This is a genomic window from Caulobacter sp. (assembly GCF_965279145.1).
In the GTDB taxonomy this organism is placed as follows: Bacteria; Pseudomonadota; Alphaproteobacteria; order Caulobacterales; family Caulobacteraceae; genus Caulobacter.
This window is the reverse complement of record NZ_OZ257139.1, coordinates 2,239,307-2,259,308: the sequence shown is the minus strand read 5'-3', so window position 1 is coordinate 2,259,308 and position 20,002 is coordinate 2,239,307. Positions and strand designations below refer to the sequence as shown.

The following is a 20,002-nucleotide window of genomic DNA, read 5'->3' as shown; positions in this document are numbered from 1 at the left end:
TTGCCCTCGGTTAGCTCAGTTTGGGTCCCCGCTTTCGCGGGGATGAGCGGTAAAGAGAGAGCGGTTCAAGATAGAAGCACCTGCTCTAGAAATTCACCGCCGCGCCGACCCAGTAGGTGCGGCCGTAATTGGCCCATTCCTGCAGGTAACGGCGGCCGGGGCCAGTCACTTCCTGACGGCCGGTATTGGTCAGGTTCTGGCCTTCGACGAAGACCGTGAAGTGGTTGGCGAAGCGCCACGAAAGGCTGGCGTCGAACACGTGACGGCCCTTCCAGTACTGGTCGGAATTGGCGTTGGCGTCATTGATCGTTTCCAGCTGGCCGCCGATGTAGTTGTGCGACACCCGACCCTCGAACGGACCGCGCTGATAGTAGATCGACGCGTTGGTGGTGATGTCCGGCTGCTGGAACAGGCCCGTCTTGCGCGGACCGGTCGAGGTCAGGAAAGTGAACTCGGTGTCCAGCACAGTGATGTTGCCGTTGAACCCGAAACCGTCGAGCGGCGCGGGCAGGAAGGTGAAGGCCTGCTGCACGGCGAACTCCAGCCCGGCGATCTTGGCGGTCTCGGCGTTGCGCGGGGTCGAAACCAGCACCGCTTCCACACCCCGGCCCACGTCGAGGTTCTCGGTCGAGCTGAGGGTGAAGATCTCGTTCTTGATGTCCTTGCTGAACACCGCCAGCGAGACCATGCCGTCCTTCGGGTAGAACTCGACCGACAGGTCGAAGCCCTCGCTCTCGCGCGCCTTCAGGCCCGGATTGCCGCGCGACAGGGTCGCCTGGCTGCCGTCGAAGCGAAGGCTTTCGGTGGCGGCCAGCGAGCCATAGTCGGGGCGGCCGATGGTGTTGGTCCAGGCGGCGCGGATGATCCAGTTCTCGGCCGGCTTCCACTGCAGGTGAGCGCTGGGCAGCCAATTGCCGTAGGAGCCCGAATTGCTGGTCGGGGTCAGGACGCCTGCCGTGGAGCGGATCGCATCGGAGTCGACCTTGGTCTTCTCATAGCGCAGGCCGCCCAGCAGGGTCAGGTCGCCCATGCGGTAGCTGGCCTGGGCGTAGCCGGCATAGACGTCCTCGGTGACCTCGTAATTGCCCGTCGGGGCCGTCACCGTTTCGGTGAATTTGGCGCGGTTAGCGCGGAAGAAGTCCATCGCCGCCTTGGCGTTGATGCGCGGGCTCAAGCGATAGCGCCCGGCGATCAGGTCGCTGGGGCCAGCGGAATCGACCTCGTCCAGGGTGTAGGTGAAGCCGGTTCCGGCGCGGTAATTGACCTGGCTGCTGGTGAACTTCCGCTCGCTGGAGCGCAGCACGCCGCCGATCCTGGCCTTCAGGTTGCGATCGCCGCCCTCGTCGTCGAAGCCCAGGTTGAAGCGCGCCTGGCCGGTCTTCTCGTCGGTCTTGGTCAGGGCGATGCGGTGCTGCTGCAGCACATAGTTGACCGGGTTGCGCAGGGCCGCGTCGCTGACCGGCGTGAACACCGGGAACAGCGGGTTGGTGGTGTCATAGGTGAAGGCGTAGTTGGCGCCCTGGGCGTCGACGGTGCGGAACTCCACAGACTCGTTGGGCACGTCCAGCCCGGCCTGGGAATAGACCAGATCGCCGTCGGCCTTCCACTTGGGGGCGAAGGTCCAGGCGAAGCTGGTGCGGGCCAGGCCGATCTCGCGCTTGGTGATCGGCTGGTTCAGCTGGATGATGCCGCGGCCGCGGGCGAAGGCGCCGCTGGTCGCGGTCTGGTTGGCGACGTTGCCGATCGGCTCGATGCGGTACTCGATCCGCTCCTCGTCGTCCTCCATGCGGGCGAACAGGCCCGAGGCCTCCCAGCGGAAGTCGTCGTTGGGGCGATACTCGATCTTGCCGTTCACGCCGCTGCGCTGCTTGGTGTTGTTGTACCAGAACAGGCGGACCTGGGTCGGCACCTGGATGCCGTTACCCGTGGGGGAACCCGACAGCACCGGCGCGCCGAGCGCGGTGTATTCACGCACCGACGGGTCGGCTGATTCCACCTGCGGAATGTCGTAGTCCAGTTGCTCGTGCGAGGCGCCGACGACGACGCCCCACTCGTCATTGGCGCCGAACGTCGCGCCGGTGGCGAAGGCCAGGCGATACGACGGCTTGTCGTTGCGCACGCCGCCGCTGCGTTCGTAGTCGCCGTACGAGACCATGCCGTTGAAGAACGGCTTCCTGGCGTCGAAGGCGCTGCGGGTGGTCACGTTGATGACGCCGCCGATGGCGTTGCCGTCGTTCTCCGGCGTCACCGTCTTGATGACTTCCAGGCGGCCGGCCATCACCGAGGGCACGATGTCCATCGGCACGGTGCGGCCGCTCTCGTCGACCGAGGCCACCAGGGCGCCGTCGACGGTGGTGCGGTTATAGGTCGAGCGCAGGCCGCGAATGACCGGAAAGCGCGGCTCGCCCTGGTCTTCCATCACCGAGATGCCGGGAATGCGGCGCAGGGCGGCGGCGGTGTTGTGGTCGGGCAGCTTGCCGATGTCGTCCGACGAGACCACGTCGGCGACGACGAAGGTCTCGCGCTTGACGGCGATGGCGGCGCGCTGGGCCTGGCGTTGACCGGTGACCACCACCGCGTCGACGGCGTCCGGCGCGTCCTGGGCCAGGGCGAAGACCGGGGCCGACAGGGCGCTGGTGGCCAGAAGTCCTGCGATCAGGTGGCGGATGGTCATGTCGAGGCCCCTCTGGCTGCGCAATATGTCGTGCTGGCGCTTAGGCGGGGACGGCGACCGGAATGTTACGTTTGCAATGAGGTTTGTTGTCGGTGCGGCGACAGCTTCAAGACATCTCTTCCGCCCAAGGATCACCGACGGCCCCACGAAAAAGCCGCCCGGATCGCTCCGGGCGGCTGGATCGTTTCAGGGTGTCGTGTCGGCTCAGGCCGGAACGGCCACCGGCGCCTCGCGCCGCACCAGGCGGGCATAGTCGTCCATCAGGCCCAGCGACAGCGCGGCGGGCGTGAACTTGAACTCGCCGATCTCGGCCACCGGCGTGACCTCGGCGGCGGTGCCGACGATGAAGCACTCGGTGAAGTCGGCCAGCTCTTCCTTCTGGATGTGGCGCTCGATCACGGTCAGGCCCTTGTCCTTGGCGATCTGGATCACCGTGCGACGGGTGATGCCGTCCAGGAAGCAGTCGGGCTCGGGCGTGTGCAGCACGCCGTCCTTGACGAAGAACACGTTGGCGCCGGTCGCCTCGGCCACATAGCCGCGATAATCCAGCATCATCGCGTCGGCATAGCCTTCCTTCTCGGCGGCATGCTTGGAGATGGTGCAGATCATGTAGAGGCCGGCGGCCTTGGCGGCGACGGGGGCGGTCTTCGGATCGGGACGCTGGTACTTGGCCCAGGTCAGGCGGATGCCCTTGGCCTTGGTCGCCGGATCGAAGTAGCTGGGCCAGTCCCACACGGCGATGGCCACGTGGATTTTGGTCTGTTGCGCCGAAACACCGATCATTTCGCTGCCGCGCCAAGCGATCGGGCGCACATAACAGTCATCCAGGTTGTTCTTGGCGGCCGTCGCCTTGCAGGCCTCATCGATCTGCTCCACCGTGTAGGGGATCGTGAAATCGAGGATTTCGGCCGACTTGAAGAGGCGCTCGGTATGTTCGGTGAGCTTGAAGATCTCGCCCCCGTACATCCGTTCGCCCTCGAACACCGACGAGGCGTAGTGCAGGCCGTGGGTCAGTACGTGCACCTTCGCGTCACGCCAGGCTACGAACTGGCCATCCAGCCAGATCCATCCATCGCGATCGTCGAAGGGAACGAGAGACATCGGTCCAAGACCTCCTTATTTGAGACGGGGTTCTTAGACCCCCCGAGGCCTCGAACGTCAAATAAAATGGACTTAAGGCGATGATAGCGCCCCTGCAGCAAGGCGCTGCCGACCCCCGGCTGATCCTGCGCGAAGAGGAACTGGACAGCGGGCTGGAGCTGATCCTGCTGGCCGAGGCGGCGCTGTGGGCCGCCGTCGACGCCGCGCTGGAGGCCGAGCCCCTGGGCCTGGGCCGCTCGCACTGGCGCGCCGCCTTCCTGCTGCGCCGCCGGCCCGGCATCGGGGTGCAGGACCTGTCCAAGCTGACCAGCCTCTCGAAACAGGCCGCCAGCCGCACCCTGGCCGACCTGACCAAGGCCGGGCTGGTCGAGCGCGGGGGCGGCGACCTGGACGGGCGACGGAAGCCCGCTGTCCTGACCGCCGAGGGTGTTGCCTTCGAGGCGCGGATCGCCGAACGCCTGCGGGCGATTCTCGCCAGGGCCTACCGCACGGGCGGACTGGATGGCGTGGCCGGCACGCGCCGCATCCTGGCGGCCCTTGCCGGGCCAAGACAAGGGGTGGGTCCCACGCGTAGAGTGGTGGCATGACACCCGAGGAACGCCGCGACCGACACCTGCTGGTGGTCGATGACGACGACCGCATCCGCAAGCTGCTGAAGGAATTCCTGGTCCGGGCCGGTTTCCGGGTCAGCACCGCCGCCGACGCCGCCGGGGCGGACCGATTGTGCGGCTCGCTGGACTTCGACCTGATGGTGCTGGACGTGATGATGCCGGGCGAAGACGGCTTTTCCTTCACCAAGCGCCTGCGGGCCATGGGCGGCGAGGTGGGCAAGACGCCGATCCTGATGCTGACCGCCCGCGATCAGGCCGCCGACCGCATCGAGGGCCTGACCCACGGCGTCGACGACTATCTGGGCAAGCCGTTCGAGCCGCAGGAGCTGCTGCTGCGCATAGAGGCCATCCTGCGGCGCACCGCCGCCAAGCCCAGCGGACCGCGCGAACTGATCCTGGGTCGCTGCGCCTTCGAGCCCGAGCGCGGCGAGCTGACCCGCGACGGCCAGCCGATCCGCCTGACCGAGGCCGAGGTCGCCCTGATGCGCCGCCTGGCCCGCGCCGCCCACGAACCCGTCGACCGCCTGGAACTGGCCCGCGACACCGCCGACGCCACCGGCCGGGCGGTCGACGTCCAGGTCACCCGCCTGCGCCGCAAGATCGAGCCGGACCCGAAGAACCCCCGCTATCTGCAGACGGTGCGCGGGATCGGGTATCGGCTGGCGCCGGATTGATGAAGGTCCTCCCCCAGAGGGGGGAGGAGGTCCGCAGGACCGGAGGGGGTAGTGATCATCCCCTCCGCCCGCCGACTTCCCCCTCCGTCCGCTTCGCGGACACCTCCCCCGTCGGGGGGAGGACCTAGCCATGCGCCTGCGCGCCAAGCTCTATATCCCGCGCCAGATCAAGCGCTGGCTGCCGACCTCGCTGTTCGGGCGCAGCCTGCTGATCATCGTGCTGCCGGTGGCGGTGATGCAGATCGCCGTGACCTGGGCCTTTTTCGACGCCCACTGGCAGACGGTGAACAGCAAGCTGTCCGAAGGCCTGGCCGGCGACATCGCCTGGGCGGTGGCCAGCTATCAGGACGATCCCAGCCCCGCCGCCGTCGCCAAGCTGGCCGAGCGGGCCGAGCAGTCGCTGTCGCTGTCGATCGCCTTCCAGAAGGGCAAGAAGCTGCCGACCCGTCGGCGCGACGCGCTGTTCGCCCTGGATCGCTCGCTGCAGGATGCCCTGGCCGACCGGCTGAACGTTCCGTTCTGGTTCGATACCACCCGCTACACCGCCTATATCGACATCCGCGTGCAGGTGGACGGCGGGGTGCTGCAGATCTACGCCCTACGCGACCGGGCGTTCGCCACCCAGGGCCACATCTTCATCCTGTGGATGGTGGTGGCGACCATGCTGCTGACCGCCGTGGCCATCCTGTTCATCCGCAACCAGGTGCGCGCCATCGAGCGGCTGGCCGACGCGGCCGACGCCTTCGGGCGCGGCGGCGAGGTCGACTTCAAGCCGCACGGCGCGCGCGAGGTGCGCCAGGCGGCCATGGCCTTCCTGGCGATGAAGGCCCGCATCCAGCGCCATATCGAGCAGCGCACCGCCCTGCTGGCCAGCGTCAGCCACGACCTGCGCACGCCCCTGACCCGGCTGAAGCTGGAAATGGCCCTCTCCGAGCCCAGCGAACAGCTCGAGGCCATGAAGGGCGATCTCTCCGAAATGGAGCACATGATCGACGAGTACCTGGCCTTCGCGCGCGGCGAGGGCGGGGAAGCGGCGACCCGCGTCGACCTGTCGGACCTGATCGGCGGCGTCGTGGCGGCGGCGGCGCGCACCGGCGCGACCATCGAGTCCCGGGTCACGCCCGACCTGGCGGTGGACCTGCGCCCCAACGCCTTCAAGCGCGCCCTGGCCAACCTGATCGACAACGCCGCCGCCCATGGCGACCAGGTCTGGGTGACGGCCGCGCCGCGCCTGACCGGCGGGGTCGAGATCCTGATCGACGACAACGGCCCCGGTATTCCCGAAGACCGCTACGAGGACGCCTTCAAGCCGTTCAACCGGCTGGATGAGTCGCGGAACCAGAACGAAAAGGGCGTCGGCCTGGGCCTGGCCATCGCCCGCGACATGGCGCGCGGGCTGGGCGGCGACCTGGTGCTGGAGCGCTCGCCGATGGGCGGGCTGCGGGCGGTGATGCGGTTGCCTGGGTAAGATCCTCCCCCTGAAGGGGGAGGCGGCCGGAGGCCGGTGGGGGAAAAGCGCAATGACTCAGCGGCACTTCCCCCTCCGATCGCTTCGCGATCACCTCCCCCGCTAGGGGGAGGACCTAAAACCCCGCCCCAATCTTCTCCAGCCGCTCGGCCATCTGCTTCAACCGCTTGTCCAGCTCGGCCATGGTCCGGTTCAGCGCGCCCTCGTCGTCGCGCCAGACCTGAACGCAGCGGGCCCACACCGCCGTCATCGCCGCCAGCCGCAGCGGCGTCGCATCAACGCCGCCGGCCTCGAGAATGGCGCGCGCCGTCCTGGGGAAGCGCAGGGCCGAGGCCACAACGCCCTCTGAACGACTGATGGCGATCAGGGCCGCGCGGTGCGGCTCCATCGCTTCCAGTCGCGCCATGGCGGCGTCGAACAGGCGATCGTGGGGCGCGGCGTCCTCGGCCGAGGTCGTGGCCAGGGCGGCGCGGTCGAAGCGGGTGGACAGGTGGGCCAGCACCGCGCCCTTGCCGTCGGCCAGGGCGTAGAGCTCGGCGAACGAGACCTCGGCCTTGAGGGCGATGTCGCGCAGGGTGATCTGCGGCCAGGGGCGGTCGGACGCCAGGGCCAGGGCGGCGGCGGCGGCGCGGTCGAGGATATCTTCAGCGGCGGTCATGCCTACTCAGATGGCGGGCGCCGGGGACGATGGCAAGGTGATGCGCGTCCCCGGCGACTTGACGTCAGTCGATCTTGATGAACGGCGTCGAGGCGCCGGTCACCTTGGGCAGAACCCCGTCCCACTTCTCGATGGCCTGCTGCTGCAGGACCTGAGGATTGGAACGCAGGGCCTCACCCTTGATCCGCGTGGCCTCGGCCTCGCCCTTGGCCTTGGCGACGGCGGCGTTGGCCAGGGCGGTTTCCTTGGCCTCCAGCGCCTTGGCGGCCAGGGCTTCCTGCTCCAGCTGGGTCTTGCGCTGCATCTGGTCGATGACGGCGGCCGGATAGCGGATCGAGCCGATCCAATCCATCTGCGACACCGTCACGCCATGCTTGGACCACTTGCCGGCCACCCGCGCGAAGGCCTTCTGGATCACCATCTGGCGGCCGCCGCTGTACAGCGTCTCGACCCCGACCTTTTCGGCCTCGGCCGCGACGGCCGAGCGGACGTCGTTGCGGATCGGCCCGTCCAGCAGCTGGTCGAAGGTCAGGCGATAGGTCTGGTACAGGTTGGGCGCCGAGGCCGGATTGACCTGCATGGTCACCGACACGTCGGCGGTCATCGGCAGGCCGGTGTTGTCGGAGAAGGTGATCTCCTCGTTCTCGTTGCCGCGCTCGTCTTTCTCGCGCGTGTAGCTGTAGGTGCGCCGGATGACCGGATACTGCACGATGCGCTCGCCGATGCCGCGGAAGTACCATCGCGCCGGCAGGGCGTCGGGCGAGACGCCGGCGCCGGAGCCGAGGGTCTTGATCTTGACCCCGACATTGCCGGGCTCGACCGTCGTGCTGTGCGAGATGACCTGGCAACCGCCCATCATCAACACCAGAACGCCCACCGTGACGATCAGGCCGTTGCGCACCGCGATCTGCGACGCGCCCCGACCGAAGGGTTTTTCAGGGGTGCTCATGAGGTTTGGTTTTCTCCATTGTCGGGGCCCAGCCCCTTGGCCACGTCACGCATCATCACCCGCGCCAGCCACGCCAAGGCGAGCACGCCGCCGGCGCCGGCCAGAACAGCCGCAATCATCCCAAGGTCGGATGCGGAGCCCCAAAGGGGCCCGATCACGATCCTAAGTAATGTTATAACAGCCGAGACGAACAGAATAACGTAAGCGACCGCCTTGGCGGCGCTGAAATACTGCCTGTCAGTCATTCTCCCTCCAGCCGCGCAAGGCGCGGATTACGGGAGTATTTTATCGGAACGCCGAAAACTGACGAGTGACTTTTCGTTTAACTTGAAAGGCGCGAGATTTAGCCGCCCAGTTCCTTGGACCGCGCGATCGCCGCGTCCAGAGCCCTGGGCAGCAGGTCGCCGAAGCCGCCCTGCCCCATCAGCACGGCCAGCGCCGCCGCCGTGGTGCCGCCGGGCGAGGTGACCTGCTTGCGAAGCTCGGCGGGCTCTTCGCCGCCGGCCTCCATCAGGGCCGCCGCGCCGATGATGGTGGCGCGGGCCAACTTCGCCGAGGCGGCGGGATCCAGACCCACGCCGGCGCCGGCCGCCTCCAGCGCCTCGACGAAGGCGTAGAGATAGGCCGGGGCCGAGCCCGAGACGGCGGTGGCGGCGTGCAGCAGCTCTTCGCTGTCCAGGTCCACCACGGTGGCCACGGGGTCGAACAGGGCGTGGGCGGCGGCGCGGGCGACGGGGTCGACGGCGTGGACGCTGGCCGTGCCCCGGCCGATGGCGACGGCCGTGGTCGGCATCACCCGGGCGACGACGCGGCCGCCGAAGGCCTCGCTGATGTCGGCGGCGCGCACGCCGGCGGCGATCGAGACGATGACGGCGTCGGGGGCCAGGTGCGGGACGACATCCGCGACCGCCTCGCGCCAGATCTGCGGCTTGACGGCCAGCAGCACGGTCCTGGCGGCCGACAGGGCTTCGAGGGGCGGATTGACCAGCGCGCCGGCGAAGGCGGCGGCGTCGACATTGGGATCGCGCACGATCAGGTCGGCGGCGCTGAAAGCCCCCGCTTCGCGCCAGCCCTGGATCAGCGCGCCGCCCATGCGGCCGGCGCCGAGGAGGAGGATGGGGGTCATCTGGCGTTCCTGATCTCTGCCCTTCTCCCCATGCGGGAGAAGGTGCCTGCGAAGCAGGTCGGATGAGGGGTCTCTCGGAATTGCGGGCGCGACCCCTCATCCGTCGCTTCGCGACACCTTCTCCCGCAAGGGGAGAAGGATTTAAAGGGCTATGCCTGCCCGACCGTCTCGAACATGCAGGCGGCCATGGCTTCGTCCGGGGTCTTGGCGCCCTGGATCAGGAAGTCGAAGGCCGGATAGAAGCGGTCGGCGGCTTCGACGGCCGCGTCGATCATCGAGGCGGCCTGGGCCATGGTCGGGCGCTCGCCCGAGGGCAGGGCCAGAGCGTGGCGGAACACGACCTCGCCGTCCTCGGTCCAGACCTCGAAATGGCCCAGCCAGACACGCTGGTTGATCATCGCCAGCAGTTCATAGGCGTTGGCCCGCTTGGCCTTGGGCGCGCGCAGGTCCAGCGACAGGCACAGCTGCAGGCAGTCGGCCTCGGGTCGCCAGGCGAACCACAGCTCATAGTCCTTCCAGTCGCCGGTCAGGGCGAAGGCCAGGTCGCCGTCCTCGGTGCGGTCGAAGGTCAGGTTTTCGGCCGAGAGGACATGCTCGACCACTTCCAGCGGGTCGAGAGCCATCAGGACGTCGTCGTCTTCCGGTTGGGTGTCCATGGGAATCCTGCGCGTCCCATAGGCGATGGCGGGCGTGAGACCTGCCATGAATCGCCTATGTCGCGATGAGTCTAATCTGCTTCGTGAGCGGCGTAACAGCCCCTTCACGTCGAGGGCGAGCGACGATTCGTCTATTCGCCTGTTCCAGCCGCCTTCTTGGGCGCGGCGGGCTTCTTGGCCTTCAGGCTCGCGACCTCTTCGCGCAGCGCCGCGACCTCGGCCTTCAGCGCTTCGAAATCATCGCGGCGGATCAGGTCGAACTCGGCCGCCAGACGATCGGCCTGGGCCCGCATGGCGGTCTTGGCCTCTTCGCCGGCCGTCTGGGCGATGCCCATGGCCGCCTGGGTCAGCTTGGCGAATTCGTCGAGGAAGGGGTTCTGGCTGTGCATCGCGATTCCGAGTGCGGGCGTTCTTGTCCGCGCTCCTTATATGGGAAGCGGGGGATGAAAGCGAAGGACGAACGCTGTATGCCTGCGACGATCTGTCCCGAAGGGAGCCTTGCGGCGTGATCTTCCCCGATATCGACCCCGTCGTGCACCTCGGCCCCCTGGCCCTGCAGCTGGGCCCGCTGGCCATCCGCTGGTACGCCCTGGCCTATGTGGCCGGCATCCTGCTGGGCTGGCGCTACATGCTGCGGCTGATCCGCGACGAGCCGATCTGGGGCCAGCGCAAGCCCCCGGCCACGGCCTTGCAGATCGACGACCTGGTGCTGTGGATCACGCTGGGCATCATCCTGGGCGGCCGGATCGGCTACATCCTGTTCTACATGATGATCAATCCCGACCAGCGGGCCGGCCTGATGGCGCACCCGCTGGAGGCGTTCAAGATCTGGGAAGGCGGCATGTCCTTCCACGGCGGCTTCCTGGGCGTGTGCGCCGCGGTGCTGCTGTTCGCCCGCCGCAACCGGATCGACATCCTGCGGCTGGGCGACCTGGTCGCCCCCGTCGCCCCGATCGGCCTGTTCTTTGGCCGGATCGCCAACTTCATCAATGGCGAGCTGTGGGGCCGGGTCACCGACCATCCGTTCGGCATCATCTTCTGCAACAAGACGATCCAGCTGGCCAACGGCGGGCGCTGCCCCGCCGGTCCCTATCCGCGCCATCCCAGCCAGCTGTATGAAGCGGCGCTGGAAGGCGCCGTGCTGTTCCTGATCCTCTGGGTCGCCGCCCACAAACTGAAATGGCTGGAGCGGCGCGGCGCGCTGGTGGGGACCTTCCTGATCGGCTACGGCCTGTTCCGGGCGTCGCTGGAGAACGTGCGCAATCCCGACATCGGCATGCCGGCCTTCCCGTTTGGCCTGACCATGGGGATGATGCTGTCGATCCCGATGTTCCTGGCCGGGGTCTGGCTGCTGTGGAAGGCCCTGCGCGAACCCGTCGCTACCGAGTCTCATGAGCCTGCTTGATCGCCTGAAGGCGCAGATCGCCCAGGACGGGCCGATCGGCGTCGCCGAATATTTCACCCGCTGCCTGCACGACCCGCGCGACGGCTACTACGCCACGCGGCCCGACCTGGGCGCCGGCGGCGACTTCATCACCGCGCCGCTGGTGAGCCAGATGTTCGGCGAGCTGATCGGGCTGTGGGCCGTCGAGACCTGGACCCGGATGGGATCGCCCAAGCCGTTCCGGCTGGTCGAGATGGGGCCGGGCGACGGCACGCTGATCAGCGACCTGCTGCGCGCGGCGCGGCTGTCGCCGGACTTCATGGCCGCCGCTGATCTTTGGCTGGTCGAGGTGTCGCAGCCCTTGCGGGCGTTGCAGACCGAGCGCCTGGCCGCCGCGCCGCTGACGCCGCGATGGGCCGACCGGCTGGACGCCGTGCCGACCGGCGCGCCGATGATCCTGATCGCCAACGAGGTGCTCGATTGCCTGCCCGCGCGACAGTTCGTCCGGACCGACAAGGGCTGGGCCGAGCGGGTGGTCGGGCTGGATGAGCAGGGGAACCTGGCGTTCGGGCTGAAGGCCATCTCAAGAGAACCCTTCCCGTTGGCGGATGGGGGAAGGGCAGGGTTGGGGGTGACCGCGGCGGCGGATGACGGGCGCGATCGCCAGACGGCAACCTCAGCAGTCACCCCCATCCCCAACCCTTCCCCCATCGAGGGGGAAGGGAGAATCCTCGAATCCTCCCCCGCCCAGGAAGCGCTCGGCGCCGAGATCGGCCACCGCCTGGCCAGCGACGGCGGCGCGGCGCTGCTGATCGACTACGGCCGCGACGCGCCAGGGCCGGGCGATACGCTGCAGGCGATCCAGGGCCACCGGAAGGTCGATCCGCTGGAAAACCCCGGCCAGGCCGACCTGACCGTCTGGGCCGACTTTCCCGCCGTGCTGGCCGCCGGCGTCGAGGCCGGCGCCCAAGCGGGGCCGATCCTGAGCCAGGCGGCGTTCCTGGCGATGCTGGGCATCGAGGCGCGCGCGCAGGCCCTGGCCGCCGCCCGCCTCGATCGCGCCGAGCAGATCGCAAGACAGCTTGATCGCCTGACCGGTCAGGCGCAGATGGGCGCGTTGTTCAAGGCCGTGTGCCTTCATGCGCCCGGTTTCACGCCGCCTGCCTTCGAGGTCGCCGGACAGGATGAATAATGACATGCCCCATAGCGCCCTGCCCACCATCCAGTCGCCGCTGCTGGCCGCCGTTCCCGGCGTGCGCCACGCCTTCTTCACCCGTCAGGGCGGGGTCTCGACCGGGATCTATGACAGCCTCAATGTCGGGCGCGGGAGCAAGGACGATCCGGCCGACGTGATCGAGAACCGGGCCCGCGCCGCGCGCTGGTTCGGGGTCGCTCCCGAAGACCTCAACACCTGCTTCCAGATCCATTCGACCATCGCCATCACGGCCGACGGCTCGTGGGGCGACGTGCGGCCCGAGGGCGACGCGGTGGTGACCAAGACCCCCGGCGTCGTCTGCGGCGCGCTGGCGGCCGACTGCGCGCCGGTGCTGATCGTCGATCCCGAGGCCCGGATCGTCGCGGCGGCCCACGCCGGCTGGCGCGGAGCCCTGGACGGCGTGGTGCAGGCCGCCGTCGACGCCATGGTCGAGCTGGGCGGCGATCCCGGGCGCATGGTCGCCGCCGTCGGCCCCTGCATCGGTCCCGACTCCTATGAAGTGGGACTGGAATTCCTGCACCGCTTCGAGGCCGACTGTCCCGGCTCGGGCCAGTTCTTCCGGCCCGGCGTCAGCGACGACAAGCGCTTCTTCGACCTGCCGGCCTTCGTTCTGGACCGCCTGCGCACCGCCGGGATCGAGCAGCGCGAATGGGTCGGCCGCGACACCCGTGTCGAGGAGGCCCTGTTCTTCTCCAACCGCCGCGCCGTCCTGAACGGCGAGGGCGACTATGGCCGCCTGCTGTCGGCGATCTGCCTGGAAGCGTGACGGGTCGGCCTTGACCTATCCGCGCTCAGGCCAGCGTCAGGATCAGCGGCCCCCGGCTGGTCGCGACCAGGGTGTGCTCGTACTGCACCGTGGCCTGGCGCCCTGGCGGACATAGCGTCCAGCCATCATCCAGTTCCTCGACCCAGTCCGCGCCGAGCGACAGGAACGGCTCGATGGTGAAGACCAGGCCCTCCGGGATCGTCCGGCGGTCGCGCGGCTCATACCAGGTGGGGATTTCCGCCGGCTCGTCGTGCAGCGAACGGCCGACGCCATGGCTGGCCAGGTTGCGGACCAGACTATAACCGTTCTTCTGGGCGAAAGCCTCGATGGACCGGCCGACCTCGTTCAGCCGGGCGCCGGGCTTGACGGCCCGGATGCCGGCCCACATCGCCCGGCGGCCGTCGCGGCACAGGCGCTCGACGCGCTTGCTGGTCGGCGGCACCGCGAAGCTGGCGCCCGTGTCGCCGAAAAAGCCATCCAGCTCGGCCGAGACGTCGATGTTGATCAGGTCGCCCGCCTTGATCACCGTGTCGTCCGGTATGCCGTGCGCGCAGTCGGGCCCCACCGAAATACAGGTGGCGCCGGGGAAATTGTAGCTGAGCTCGGGCGCTGAACGCGCCCCCTCCTTCTCCAGCAGGGCGCGGCCGTAGTCGTCCAGCGCCTTGGTGGTCATGCCGGGCTCCAGCGCCTGGCCCATCGCGGCCAAGGTGCGGGCCACCAGGGCGCCAACGATGCGCAGCTTCTCGAGCTCGTCTTCGGTCTCGATGGTCACGTCGGAGCGCCGACAAGATCAGGGGTGTCGACGCCCGCATCCTGAAGCTCACGCGCCACGAGCTCCTGGAAGGTGAGGCCAGGGTTCAGCTCGCACAGCATGCCGATCTTGATCCAGAACGCCGCCTGGGCGTTGATCGACCGATAGGACGCCTTGCTCGCGCGTCGCAGCCGCTCGTGCAGCTCATCCTCGATATTGACGATACCCACCGCGCGCTCCAAAAACATACGATCCGTATATGTTTCATATATTCGAGAGCGACTGATGGCAACGGGGTCGCGGCCCGCGTCTCATCGATCGGCCCGAAAGCCACAAAGCGTCGCTGATCCGTCATACGGGCCGTTAAGGTCTTGCTCCGGGGCCGATGACTGCTAGAAGCCCCGCAACGCGACACCCCCTGCCCCCGAGCGCCCCCATGAAGCTGCTGTCCGGCAACTCGAACCGCCCGCTGTCCCAGTCGATCGCGGAGTATCTCGACATGCCGCTGACCCGCGCCCAGGTGCGCCGGTTCGCCGACCTCGAGGTCTTCGTCACCATCGACGAGAACGTGCGGGGCGAGGACGTCTTCGTCATCCAGTCGACCAGCTATCCGGCCAACGACAACCTGATGGAGCTGCTGATCTGCATCGACGCCCTGAAGCGCGCGTCGGGCAAGCGGATCACCGCCGTGCTCCCCTACTTCGGCTACGCCCGCCAGGACCGCAAGACCGGCGGCCGCACGCCGATCTCGGCCAAGCTGGTGGCCAACCTGATCACCCGCTCGGGCGCCGACCGCGTGCTGACGATGGATCTGCACGCCGGCCAGATCCAGGGCTTCTTCGACATCCCGACCGACAACCTGCTGCCCTCGCGCCTGCTGGCCGATGACATCATCCGCAACTATTCGATCGGCGACGACCTGATGGTCGTCTCGCCCGACGTCGGCGGCGTGGTCCGGGCCCGGGCCCTGGCCAAGCGCCTGAACGACGCCGACCTGGCCATCGTCGACAAGCGCCGCTCGGGCCCCGGCCAGTCGGAAGTGATGAACATCATCGGCGACGTTTCGGGCCGCCGCTGCATCCTGTTCGACGACATCGCCGACTCGGCCGGCACCCTGTGCAACGCCGCCGCCGCCCTGGTGGCCCAGGGCGCGACCTCGGTTAGCGCCTATGTCACCCACGGCGTGCTGTCGGGCGCGGCCGCCGAGCGGGTCGCCAATTCGGTGCTGACCGAGCTGGTGGTCACCGACTCCATCGAGGCGTCCGACACCGTCAAGGCCTGCCCCAAGATCCGCTACGTCTCGTGCGCCCCGCTGATCGGCGAAGCCATCCGGCGGATCGCCAACGAAGAATCCGTCTCCAAGCTGTTCGACTAGCGCGGAAACCTTCCCTTTCGGGGAGTTTTGGCGGGCGGGTTCGCCTCTCGCGCGGCCAAGCTTGTCAAAGAATGGTTAACGGGCTGAGTGTCACAATATCGCCCGTCGCGGATGTTATTCGCGAAAATCAGTCTCATGGGGAAGTTCGCCCGAATGCACACCTTTTCGCGTGCGCGCGCCGTTCTATTGACGGCCGCCGTCGCGCTGGCCACCGTCGTGGCCGGCTGCGAAACCCCGCCCCCGCCTCCGCCGCCGCCCGTGGTCGCCGCCCCGGCCGTCGCGCCGCCGATCACGCTGTCGAACACCCTGGTCGAGCGCGCCAGCGCCTTCCGCGGCTACATGGCCCGGGCCGGCGCCATCAATCCCAAGTTCGAGAACGGCGACCAGATCCAGTCCTCGCTGAAGGTCGGCGTGGCCTATGAGCCCAAGCAGCTGCTGTCGGGCGTCATCGCCTACGCCGCCGTCATCGCCCTGCAGGACCCGACCTTCGTGGGCTCGGTCCGCGCCTTCGCCGCCGATCCGGCCCAGCGTCAGCAGGTCATCGCCCAGCTCGTCGCCGATCCGGCCTACGCCGCCAGCTTCAAGGGCAGCGACACCGCCGCCGGCCTGGTCATCGACACCCTGGGCGCCGAGGGCCTGAAGGTCTTCACCGCCGGCAAGGCCGTCAAGCAGGCCGCCTATGACGTGCAGCATTCGTCGTGGTCAAAGGCCTCGGTGCCCGATCGCGACGGCCGCCTGGCCTATGCCAAGACCATGTCGGCCATCCCGGCCCTGGCCGAGAGCGGCGACGTCAACACGCTGCAGCAGGCCTCGATCGGCGCCCAACCCCTGACCCTGACCCCGCGCTCGGCCTCCGGTCCCTATCAGCCCGTGGTGCTGCGCGGCATGGCCGTGGCCGCCCTGGCCGCCCTTGGCGCGGCGGGCGACAACAACCTGCCGACCATCGAGGCGGTGATGGCCGACCCGACCTCGGCCATGTGCCTGAACATGGGCAAGCTGAACCTTTACCAATGCCTGGCGGTGTCCAAGCCGCACTACGAGGACGTCTTCTGCCTGGGCCAGCATATCCTGATGGATACCGGCCAGTGCGTGATCAAGGCCTCGGGCGCGCCGATGCCGGTCGAACCCGCCCCGCCGGAGCGCGTGCTGCCGACCAAGACCTCGATCGCCCAGGGCGGCGGCGCCGGCCGCAACTCGCGCGCCGCCAAGACCGCCGTGAAGAAGCCGGCCGTCAAGAAGTAGACGTCGGGCTTTAACGACCAAAAAGCCAGGGAAGGGCCGGACGTTGCATCGTCCGGCCCTTCTGTGTATGTAGCGCGACCCTAAAAACCGTCGACCGAGCGGGGCAATCCAGTCCTGTGCGGCGGCTATGCATTTCGAGAGCAAGGGCTCTCCAGAGAGAACACCATGTCTGAGATCATTCTGAACGTTGAACTCCGCGACCGCGCCGGCACCGGCGGCGCTCGCGAAACCCGCCGCAGCGGCAAGGTCCCCGGCGTCCTGTACGGCGGCGGCAAGGCTCCCGTGAACATCTCGGTCAAGAGCAACGAATTCCGCAAGGCGCTCTACACCGGCAAGCTGCTCGGCCACCTGGTCACGCTGCAGTACGGCGAAGAGAAGCAGTCGGTCATCGCCAAGGCCGTTCAATTCCACGCCGTCACCGACGAGCCGGTCCACTTCGACCTGTACCGCGTCGACGAGCACCAGCTGATCAAGATCGAAGTTCCGGTTCACTTCAAGAACCACGAAACCTCGGTCGGCCTGAAGAAGGGCGGCACGCTGGAAATCATCCGTCACACCGTCGAACTGGCCTGCCCGGCCGACAAGATCCCCGAAGAACTGGTCATCGACCTGGCCGGCCACGACATCGGCGACGTCATCCGCATCTCGGAAGTGAAGCTTCCGGAAGGCGTGAAGACCGCCATGGACCGCGACTTCGTCATCGCCAACGTCAAGGCCTCGGCCGCGTCGCAATCGGGCGAAGGCGACACCACCACCGAGGGCTAAGCCCCTTGGTCGGTTCGCCGATCTGATATCGAGACGGGCGGGCTTTAGGGCCCGCCCGTTTTTCGTTTCGGCCAAGGCCCTGCGTCCTTCGAGGCCCGCCAGAGCGGGCGCCTCAGGATGAGGAACAGGGTTGAGGCGCGACTAAAGCATTCCTCATCCTGAGACGCCTTGCGCGGCAAGGCCTCGAAGGACGCACGGAGCCTCAGCGATGCTGATCCTCGCCGGTCTCGGCAATCCCGAGCCCAAGTACGAAAAGAACCGCCACAACGTCGGCTTCATGGCCGTCGACGCCCTGGCCCGCAAATGGGGCACCGGGCCGTGGCGCGCGCGCTTCCAGGGCCTGGCCTGCGAGGGCTCGGTTCCGACGCCGGGCGGCGCGGTCAAGCTGCTGCTGCTCAAGCCCAAGACCTACTACAACGAGAGCGGCCGCGCCGTGGGCGAGGCGATGAAGTTCTTCAAGCTGACGCCGGCCGACGTGATCGTGTTCCACGACGAGATCGACATGGCTCCCGGCCGCTTCCGGATGAAGGCCGGCGGCGGGGCGGCGGGCAATAACGGCATCCGCTCGATCACCAGCCAGATCGGCGACGCCTTCCGGCGGGGCCGGATCGGCGTGGGCCATCCCGGCGACAAGGACATGGTCATGCACTACGTGCTGGGCGACTTCCACAAGGTCGAGCACCAGTGGCTGGACCCGATGCTGGACGCCATCTGCGACGCCCTGCCCTTCGCTGCGGTCGGCGAAGACGAGCGCTATCAGGGCGAGGTCATGCGCCTGGCGCCGGCGCCCAAGGCCGATCCGCGCAAGCCGGCCAAGGGCGACTGAAATTTGCCGCTCATATAAAGCTTGTCATCCCGGCGCTCCGCTTCGCTACGGCCGGGATGACAAGCTTTTGTTGCTGAAGAAGAAAGTGTCCTCCGGACAGAAAAACGCTAAGTCCCGATCATGCTGCGCATCTCCGAACTGAAGCTGCCCTTGGGCCATCCGCCCGAAGCCATGGCCCCGGCTCTGTGCGAACGCCTAGGCATTGCGGCTAGCGACCTGCTCGACTTCGCTGTCGCCCGCCGGGCCCACGACGCGCGTCGCAAGGCGGCGATCCTGATGGTCTATTCGGTCGACGTGACGGTACGAGACGAAGCCGGGATCCTCGCGAAATTCGCCGGCGACCACCATGTGCGCCCCCGGCCCGACACCGACTACCGCCTGCTCACCCAGGTCCCGAAGGACTTTTCCGGCCCTCGCCCCATTGTCGTCGGCGCGGGCCCCTGCGGCCTGTTCGCCGGCCTGATCCTGGCCCAGATGGGCTTTCGCCCGATCATCCTGGACCGTGGCAAGGTGGTGCGCGAGCGCACCAAGGACACCTGGGCCCTGTGGCGCAAGAGCGAGCTGAACCCCGAGTCCAACGTCCAGTTCGGCGAGGGCGGCGCGGGCACCTTTTCGGACGGCAAGCTCTGGAGCCAGATCAAGGATCCCCGCCACCTGGGCCGCAAGGTGCTGGAGGAGTTCGTCAAGGCCGGCGCCCCTGAAGAGATCCTGACCGAGGCCCACCCCCACATCGGCACCTTCCGCCTGGTGACGATGGTGGAGTCTATGCGCGAGACCATCGAAGCCCTGGGTGGCGAATATCGCTGGCAGCACAGGGTCGACGGGATCGACGTCGAGGTCGGTTCCGACGGCTCGCGCAGGCTGCGCGGCCTGAAGCTGTCGACCGGCGAGGTTCTGGAGGCCGAGCACGTGGTGCTGGCCATCGGCCACAGCGCCCGCGACACCTTCCACATGCTCTACGACCAGGGCGTCCACATCGAGGCCAAGCCGTTCTCCATCGGGGTGCGGATTGAGCATCCGCAGTCGTGGATGGACAAGGCCCGTTTCGGGACCTGCGCCGGCCATCCCGACCTGGGCGCGGCCGACTACAGCCTTTCCCACCACTGCAGCAACGGGCGCACGGTCTACAGCTTCTGCATGTGCCCCGGCGGCACCGTGGTGGCGGCGACGTCGGAGCCCGGCCGCGTCGTGACCAACGGGATGAGCCAGTATTCGCGCAACGAACGGAACGCCAATTCCGGCTTCGTGGTCGGCATCGACCCCGAGCGCGACTATCCAGGCCATCCGCTGGCCGGGATCGAATTCCAGCGCAAATGGGAAAGCCTGGCCTATGTCGCCGGCGGCTCGACCTATGCCGCTCCGGCCCAGAAGGTCGGCGATTTCCTGGCCGGCCGCCCCTCGACCGATCTGGGCGAGGTGGCCCCCTCCTACAAGCCCGGCGTGACCATGACCGATCTGTCGGCCTGCCTGCCGGCCTTCGCCATCGAGGCGATGCGCGAGGCCCTGCCGGTCTTCGGCCGCCAGATCGCCGGTTATGACCATCCGGACGTGCTGCTGACCGGCGTGGAAACCCGCACCTCCTCGCCGATCCGGATCACCCGGGGCAAGGACTTCCAGAGCCTGAATACCGCCGGCCTGTTCCCGGCCGGTGAAGGCGCGGGCTATGCCGGCGGCATCCTGTCGGCGGCCGTGGACGGCATCAAGGTGGCCGAGGCGGTGGCGAGCGCTTGGATGGCCCGCCACCAGGGGCAATAACGGCC

The 20,002-nt window shown here is 68.0% G+C and carries 20 protein-coding genes and 1 pseudogene; 11 read left to right on the top strand and 10 right to left on the bottom strand.

The features are described 5' to 3' along the window. Positions 1–85: 85 nt before the first annotated feature. Positions 86–2,665: pseudogene (locus ACQY9P_RS10575) on the bottom strand (TonB-dependent receptor); the annotation flags it as partial. Between the two features lie 213 nt (positions 2,666–2,878). Then, the gene (locus ACQY9P_RS10570; RefSeq protein WP_421739303.1) at positions 2,879–3,775 is read right to left on the bottom strand and encodes a branched-chain amino acid aminotransferase; all 897 of its coding nucleotides are present in this window, start codon (positions 3,773–3,775) and stop codon (positions 2,879–2,881) included. An 80-nt stretch (positions 3,776–3,855) separates the two neighbouring features. Between ACQY9P_RS10570 and ACQY9P_RS10565 the strand changes: the two genes are divergently transcribed. The 3 genes from ACQY9P_RS10565 (at position 3,856) to ACQY9P_RS10555 (ending at position 6,528) form a co-directional block, all read left to right on the top strand. Then, positions 3,856–4,362: a MarR family winged helix-turn-helix transcriptional regulator gene (locus tag ACQY9P_RS10565; protein WP_421739304.1), complete on the top strand. Its 507-nt coding sequence runs from the start codon at positions 3,856–3,858 to the stop codon at positions 4,360–4,362. Then, complete coding sequence (locus ACQY9P_RS10560) at positions 4,359–5,060, top strand: response regulator (RefSeq protein WP_421739305.1); 702 nt, start codon at positions 4,359–4,361, stop codon at positions 5,058–5,060. The genes ACQY9P_RS10565 and ACQY9P_RS10560 overlap by 4 nt, the downstream gene beginning before the upstream one ends. Before the next feature lie 130 nt (positions 5,061–5,190). Further along, positions 5,191–6,528, top strand: a complete 1,338-nt coding sequence (locus ACQY9P_RS10555) for an ATP-binding protein (protein ID WP_421739306.1) — start codon at positions 5,191–5,193, stop codon at positions 6,526–6,528. A 115-nt stretch (positions 6,529–6,643) separates the two neighbouring features. On the opposite strand, the gene ACQY9P_RS10550 is transcribed toward ACQY9P_RS10555, so the two are convergent. The 6 genes from ACQY9P_RS10550 to ACQY9P_RS10525 all read right to left on the bottom strand — a co-directional run bounded on the left by ACQY9P_RS10550 (position 6,644) and on the right by ACQY9P_RS10525 (position 10,306). Beyond that, positions 6,644–7,186 carry a TetR family transcriptional regulator gene (locus tag ACQY9P_RS10550; protein WP_421739307.1) on the bottom strand — a complete coding sequence of 181 codons (543 nt, stop codon included), beginning with the start codon at positions 7,184–7,186 and terminating at the stop codon, positions 6,644–6,646. 64 nt (positions 7,187–7,250) lie between these two features. Then, positions 7,251–8,135 (bottom strand): SPFH domain-containing protein, encoded by an 885-nt coding sequence (locus tag ACQY9P_RS10545; RefSeq protein ID WP_421739308.1) that lies wholly within the window; start codon positions 8,133–8,135, stop codon positions 7,251–7,253. Then, the gene (locus ACQY9P_RS10540) at positions 8,132–8,380 is read right to left on the bottom strand and encodes a hypothetical protein (RefSeq protein ID WP_421739309.1); all 249 of its coding nucleotides are present in this window, start codon (positions 8,378–8,380) and stop codon (positions 8,132–8,134) included. Before ACQY9P_RS10540 ends, ACQY9P_RS10545 begins: the two co-directional genes overlap by 4 nt. A 98-nt stretch (positions 8,381–8,478) precedes the next feature. After that, positions 8,479–9,261: a pyrroline-5-carboxylate reductase gene (gene proC, locus ACQY9P_RS10535; RefSeq protein WP_421739310.1), complete on the bottom strand. Its 783-nt coding sequence runs from the start codon at positions 9,259–9,261 to the stop codon at positions 8,479–8,481. A gap of 149 nt (positions 9,262–9,410) precedes the next feature. Next, on the bottom strand, positions 9,411–9,917 hold the full coding sequence (locus ACQY9P_RS10530) for a YbjN domain-containing protein (protein WP_421739311.1): 507 nt from the start codon (positions 9,915–9,917) through the stop codon (positions 9,411–9,413). Between the two features lie 131 nt (positions 9,918–10,048). After that, positions 10,049–10,306 carry an accessory factor UbiK family protein gene (locus tag ACQY9P_RS10525; RefSeq protein ID WP_421739312.1) on the bottom strand — a complete coding sequence of 86 codons (258 nt, stop codon included), beginning with the start codon at positions 10,304–10,306 and terminating at the stop codon, positions 10,049–10,051. Positions 10,307–10,422: 116 nt separating this feature from the next. Between ACQY9P_RS10525 and lgt the strand changes: the two genes are divergently transcribed. The 3 genes from lgt to pgeF are packed head-to-tail and all read left to right on the top strand — an operon-like array spanning position 10,423 to position 13,283. Next, positions 10,423–11,322: a prolipoprotein diacylglyceryl transferase gene (lgt, locus tag ACQY9P_RS10520; RefSeq protein ID WP_421739313.1), complete on the top strand. Its 900-nt coding sequence runs from the start codon at positions 10,423–10,425 to the stop codon at positions 11,320–11,322. After that, complete coding sequence (locus ACQY9P_RS10515) at positions 11,309–12,493, top strand: class I SAM-dependent methyltransferase (RefSeq protein ID WP_421739314.1); 1,185 nt, start codon at positions 11,309–11,311, stop codon at positions 12,491–12,493. The genes lgt and ACQY9P_RS10515 overlap by 14 nt, the downstream gene beginning before the upstream one ends. Before the next feature lie 4 nt (positions 12,494–12,497). Then, positions 12,498–13,283 (top strand): peptidoglycan editing factor PgeF, encoded by a 786-nt coding sequence (gene pgeF / locus ACQY9P_RS10510; protein WP_421739315.1) that lies wholly within the window; start codon positions 12,498–12,500, stop codon positions 13,281–13,283. Between the two features lie 25 nt (positions 13,284–13,308). Here the strand turns inward: pgeF and map are convergent, their stop codons facing one another. Together map and ACQY9P_RS10500 are read right to left on the bottom strand one after the other, a co-directional pair. Then, on the bottom strand, positions 13,309–14,055 hold the full coding sequence (map, locus tag ACQY9P_RS10505) for a type I methionyl aminopeptidase (RefSeq protein ID WP_421739316.1): 747 nt from the start codon (positions 14,053–14,055) through the stop codon (positions 13,309–13,311). Beyond that, positions 14,052–14,264 (bottom strand): ParD-like family protein, encoded by a 213-nt coding sequence (locus ACQY9P_RS10500; RefSeq protein WP_419254054.1) that lies wholly within the window; start codon positions 14,262–14,264, stop codon positions 14,052–14,054. The genes map and ACQY9P_RS10500 overlap by 4 nt, the downstream gene beginning before the upstream one ends. Positions 14,265–14,470: 206 nt before the next feature. On the opposite strand from ACQY9P_RS10500, the gene ACQY9P_RS10495 reads away from it, so the two are divergent. From ACQY9P_RS10495 to ACQY9P_RS10475, 5 genes are all read left to right on the top strand, one after another. Continuing rightward, positions 14,471–15,409 (top strand): ribose-phosphate pyrophosphokinase, encoded by a 939-nt coding sequence (locus ACQY9P_RS10495; protein ID WP_421739317.1) that lies wholly within the window; start codon positions 14,471–14,473, stop codon positions 15,407–15,409. 153 nt (positions 15,410–15,562) lie between these two features. Further along, positions 15,563–16,651, top strand: coding sequence for a hypothetical protein (locus tag ACQY9P_RS10490; protein WP_421739318.1), 1,089 nt, complete (start codon positions 15,563–15,565; stop codon positions 16,649–16,651). Positions 16,652–16,816: 165 nt separating this feature from the next. Continuing rightward, positions 16,817–17,416: a 50S ribosomal protein L25/general stress protein Ctc gene (locus ACQY9P_RS10485; protein WP_421739319.1), complete on the top strand. Its 600-nt coding sequence runs from the start codon at positions 16,817–16,819 to the stop codon at positions 17,414–17,416. A gap of 208 nt (positions 17,417–17,624) precedes the next feature. Continuing rightward, positions 17,625–18,242 (top strand): aminoacyl-tRNA hydrolase, encoded by a 618-nt coding sequence (pth, locus tag ACQY9P_RS10480; protein WP_421739320.1) that lies wholly within the window; start codon positions 17,625–17,627, stop codon positions 18,240–18,242. A 120-nt stretch (positions 18,243–18,362) separates the two neighbouring features. Then, positions 18,363–19,997: an NAD(P)/FAD-dependent oxidoreductase gene (locus ACQY9P_RS10475; protein ID WP_421739321.1), complete on the top strand. Its 1,635-nt coding sequence runs from the start codon at positions 18,363–18,365 to the stop codon at positions 19,995–19,997. Positions 19,998–20,002: the final 5 nt, after the last annotated feature.